Annotated in this window: 3 protein-coding genes; 2 read left to right on the forward strand and 1 reads right to left on the reverse strand. The window is 64.7% G+C overall.

The genetic code is table 11. The features are described 5' to 3' along the window. Together VKM35_RS00145 and VKM35_RS00150 are read left to right on the forward strand one after the other, a co-directional pair. Positions 1 to 1,317, forward strand: a 1,317-nt coding sequence (locus VKM35_RS00145; RefSeq protein WP_324317094.1) for a Mur ligase family protein, incomplete at its 5' end; no start/stop codon positions are given. Positions 1,318 to 1,442: 125 nt separating this feature from the next. Continuing rightward, positions 1,443 to 3,050 (forward strand): Mur ligase family protein, encoded by a 1,608-nt coding sequence (locus VKM35_RS00150; RefSeq protein WP_324317096.1) that lies wholly within the window; start codon positions 1,443 to 1,445, stop codon positions 3,048 to 3,050. A 45-nt stretch (positions 3,051 to 3,095) separates the two neighbouring features. Here the strand turns inward: VKM35_RS00150 and VKM35_RS00155 are convergent, their stop codons facing one another. After that, positions 3,096 to 4,127: a pyridoxal-phosphate dependent enzyme gene (locus VKM35_RS00155; RefSeq protein WP_324317098.1), complete on the reverse strand. Its 1,032-nt coding sequence runs from the start codon at positions 4,125 to 4,127 to the stop codon at positions 3,096 to 3,098. Positions 4,128 to 4,437 lie beyond the last annotated feature (310 nt).

Raw genomic sequence — 4,437 nt, forward strand, 5'->3', positions numbered from 1 at the left:
TCGCGCGTGCCGATCGCCGCGATCACCGGCACCAATGGCAAGACAACCACGTCGCGCATGCTCGCGCACATCACCAAGATGGCTGGCTACACGCCAGGCCTGACCACCACCGATGGCGTCTACATCGACGGCCAGAAAACCGTCGATGGCGACATGACGGGGCCGGTGGCGACGCGCATGGTGCTGGCTGATCCGCAGATCGATATGGCCGTGCTCGAAGTCGCGCGCGGCGGCCTGCTGCGCGCCGGCATGGGCGTGCCGTTCGTGAACGTCGGCGCGGTGCTCAATATCGCCGCCGATCATCTGGGCATGAAAGGCATCGACACGCTCGAGCAATTGGCCGAGGTGAAGCGAATCATTGTCGAAGTCGCGAAGGACTGCGCCGTGCTCAATGCCGACGATCCGCTGGTGTTGAAGATGGCGGCGTACACCGAAGCGAAAACGATCTGCTACGTGACGATGAATCCGCAGCATCCGCTGGTGCGCGAGCACATCCGTGCCGGCGGCCGCGCCTGCGCGCTGGAGGCCGGTATCAATGGCCAGATGATCACGCTCTACGACAAGGGCAGCCATATTCCGCTGCTGTGGACGCATCTGGTGCCGGCGACGCTGGAAGGCCGCGCGATGCACAACGTGCAGAACGCGATGTTCGCGACCGCGATGGCGTTCTCGATGGGCATCAAGCTCGACGCGATCCGCCAGGGCCTGCGCACGTTCGATACCACCTTCTTCCAGGCGCCCGGGCGCATGAACGTGTTCGACGAACATCCGTTCAAGGTGATCTTCGACTACGCGCACAACGCGCACGCGGTCGGCGTGATGGCTGACCTCGCGCAGCGATTGGATGTCACCGGCCGCCGCATCATCGTGCTGGCCGGTCCGGGCGACCGTCGCGACGAGGATCTGCGCGCGATTGCCGAGACCGTCGCCGGTCGTTTCGATCACTACATCTGTCGTCGCGACGACGGCCTGCGTGGCCGCGATGGCGACGAGGTGCCGCGCATCCTCGCCAAGGCGTTGCAGGCCAAGGGCGTGCCGCATGAGGCGATCAGCATCATTCCCGACGAACAGGCGGCGATCGATGCCGCGCTGCGCATGGGTCGCAGCGGCGACCTGCTGCTGATTTTTGGCGACGCGCTGATCCGTTCCTGGAAGCAGGTGATCAAGTTCCGCCCCGAAGGCGCACCGCCGCCGCGGCGTACGGAAATCGCGCCGGCGGAAATGCCGGCCATGGCAGCGGAAGAAGCCATCGCCGATTTCGAAGGGCTGGTACGTGACGAGCGCGGCGTGAGGCTGGCGCGCGAGGAAGACGACTGAACGAGTCTGAGCCCGCGCTGTTCGAAAGCTCGCGACGTCTGACCGGCCCCAATCTTTATTTCAACGATTGCGGCGCCGTACTGGAGGTTTTCGAAAACTCCCCCGACATCGGCGAGCGTTGGGCCGTGCGTGTGCGCGCGATGATGGCGGCGCTTGGCTGGCCGGAGCGGGAATTCGCCGTGCATCGGCATCGTTCTGGTGCTTCGTTGGCGTTCGCCGCGCCCGAAGATCAACTGCTCACCGCGACCGAGATCAACGAATGGGCCTGGCAGAGCATCGCCGCCAATGCTGCGGATTTTCCGCCGCCGCAGGCGCCAGGCCACCCCGCGAGCTGGGATGACGATGCCGCCGAACGCACGCTGCGTTTGATGGCGCGCGGCGAAGCGAATCCGGCGGCGGTCGCGTTGATGCAGTCGGCGGCGACGCAGCATCTTCCGTTTTTTTTCGACGACGAAGGCTTGACCATCGGCGCGGGCGAGGGGAGTCTGACGTGGGCCAATGATGCCTTGCCGGCAGACGTACCCTGGCGCGATCTGCACGATATTCCAACCGTGCTCGTGACGGGTTCCAACGGCAAGACCACGACGGTGCGACTGCTGTCGGCGATGTTCGAAAAAGCCGGCCGGCGCAGCGGTTTCAATTGCACCGATGGCGTGTTTGTCGGCAACGAATGCGTGGCCAGCGGCGATTATTCCGGCCCCAACGGCGCGCGTCGCGTGTTGCGCGATCGCCGCGTGCAGACGGCGGTGCTTGAAACCGCGCGCGGTGGCATCCTGCGTCGCGGGCTGGCCGTGCATCGTGCTGATGCCGCGATCGTCACCAATATCAGCCCGGATCATTTCGGCGAATACGGCGTGCATGATTTATCCGATCTCGCCGATGCGAAGCTGGTGCTGGCTCGCGCGATCGGCGATGACGGCGTACTCGTGCTCAATGCTGATGACCCGTTGCTGCTGGCGAAGTCTTCCGCGCTGTCCTGTCCGCTCGCATGGTTCTCGCTGGACGACGCGCATCCGCGGTTGCTTGCACATCGTCGCGAGGGCGGCGCGACCTGCGGCGTTGCCGACGGCGTGATGTGGCTGGATTTGCACGGCGAGCGCCATCGTCTCGGCGACGTCGATGCGATGCCGCTGACGATGGCGGGCTCGGCGCGCTACAACATCGCCAATATCGCCGGTGCGGCGCTGGTTGCGGCATGCATGGATATCGCTACGCAAACGATAGCGGAAGTATTGGCGGATTTCGGCGCGAGTCGCCAAGACAATCCCGGCCGCCTCGAGCGCTGGCAGATCAACGGTGCCAGCGTACTGCTCGACTACGCCCACAACCCCGAGGGCCTGTCTGGCCTGCTCGGCGTCGCGCGCAGCGTCGTGGCGAAAACGCAGGGCCGACTCGGTTTGTTGCTGGGGCAGGCCGGCAATCGCGACGACGATGCGATCCGCGAACTCGCCCGCACGGCGGCTGCCGCGCGACCGGATTTCGTCGTGCTCAAGGATCTCGACGGTTACATGCGTGGCCGCGGCATCGGTGAAGTGCCGCAGATTCTGCGCGACGCGTTGCTTGTAAATGGAATGGCCGATAGCAACCTGCGCACGATTCTTCCGGAGGTGGAAGCCGCGCAGGCGATGCTCGCCTGGGCGCAGCCGGGCGATGTCGTGGTGTTGCCCGTGCACAACCTCGCCGCGCGCGCGGTGGTGGTGGCGTGGCTGGATGGGCAGCGCGCGGCTTCGTAGGAGCGATGGAAATCGCGACAGATATGGTCGCGATTTCCATCGCTCCTACAAGCGCGAATTTTCACGACTCCATCCCGCCAATTGTTCCAGCGTCACCACCATGCCGCCGCAGACGATCGCGACGACATTCTTGGCATCGCGCAACGCCGGATGCGATGAATAAAGTGGCGCGAGCGCTGCGCCGCAGGCCGGTTCGACGACCAGGCCGTGATCCTCGGCCAGACGCACGCAGGCATGCGCGGCCTCCGCATCGCTGACCGTCAACGCACTCACCGGGCGATCGCGACAGGCAGTGACCAACGTCGCCGCGACGCGACGCACACACAAACTCGTCGCGATCGACCGCGGCGCTGCGACGCTCACCACTTCGTTCGCCAACAAGCTCGGCCCCAGCGCCGCTGCGCCTTCCGGTTCAACCGCGAATACCTGCGTGCCCTGCCAACCCACGCGACGCAACCCTTCGAGCACGCCCAGCAGCAACCCACCGCCTCCGACTGCAAGCAGAATGGCGTCAGGAGGTTGCGAACATTGCTGCGCCAACTCCTCGATCACGGATGCGTGGCCTTGCCAGAGCAATGGATGATCGAACGGGTGAATGAAAGCGCAGCCGGGTTGCTCGGCCAAGGCAAGTGCGGCCGCGTTTGCCTCATCCCAGAGCGTACCGATCAGGCGGACATCGGCACCGAGCGCAGCAATGCGCGCACGCACGAAGTCCGGCGTACAAGCAGGGACCACAACGGTTACCGGAATATTCAATGCCCGTCCGGCCCAGGCGACGGCGTAACCGGCATTGCCGGCGGAAGAACAGACCAAGCGGCGCACGCCACGTGCGGCGTGGTGCTGGCAGAGCTTGCCGATGCCGCGGAGCTTGAAGGAACGGGAAGGTTGCAGATTGTCGAGTTTCAGACCGACGCGGCGGCCGAGGATGTCGGTCTGCAGCAGCGGTGTGACGATATGCAAAGGCGCTGCCGATGCGGCGGCGCGACTGATTTCATCCGCAGAAGACGCATGCGGCGCATTCGCAAAGCGGGGCTCAAAAGCAGAAGGCGTGGCGGTGTGCTCGAGGGAGGAGGTCATGATGGCGTTCGCAAGTCGTAGCGCGCGGTGCGCGGGAGGTGTGCAACGACGACTCGCTGGTAATTCGCTGGTTCATGGTGATTCTCCTGATTTATTTTCGTGCATGGACCGTAGGAGCGACGCAAGTCGCGAATGCTACGGTGGATAGATCTAAGTTCGCGACTTGCGTCGCGCCTACGAAGTATTACCCCTGCAGCCACGTCGCCTGGAATGTGTCCGGCGTCTCTTCGACAGCATCCGGCAACAGCCGCACCTCGCGCACATCGATCAGCCGCTGCAGTTGCCGGCACAGCACCTGCGGATCGCGCTC

The sequence above is a fragment of the Arenimonas sp. genome (assembly GCF_035312645.1).
Classification (GTDB): domain Bacteria; phylum Pseudomonadota; class Gammaproteobacteria; order Xanthomonadales; family Xanthomonadaceae; genus Arenimonas.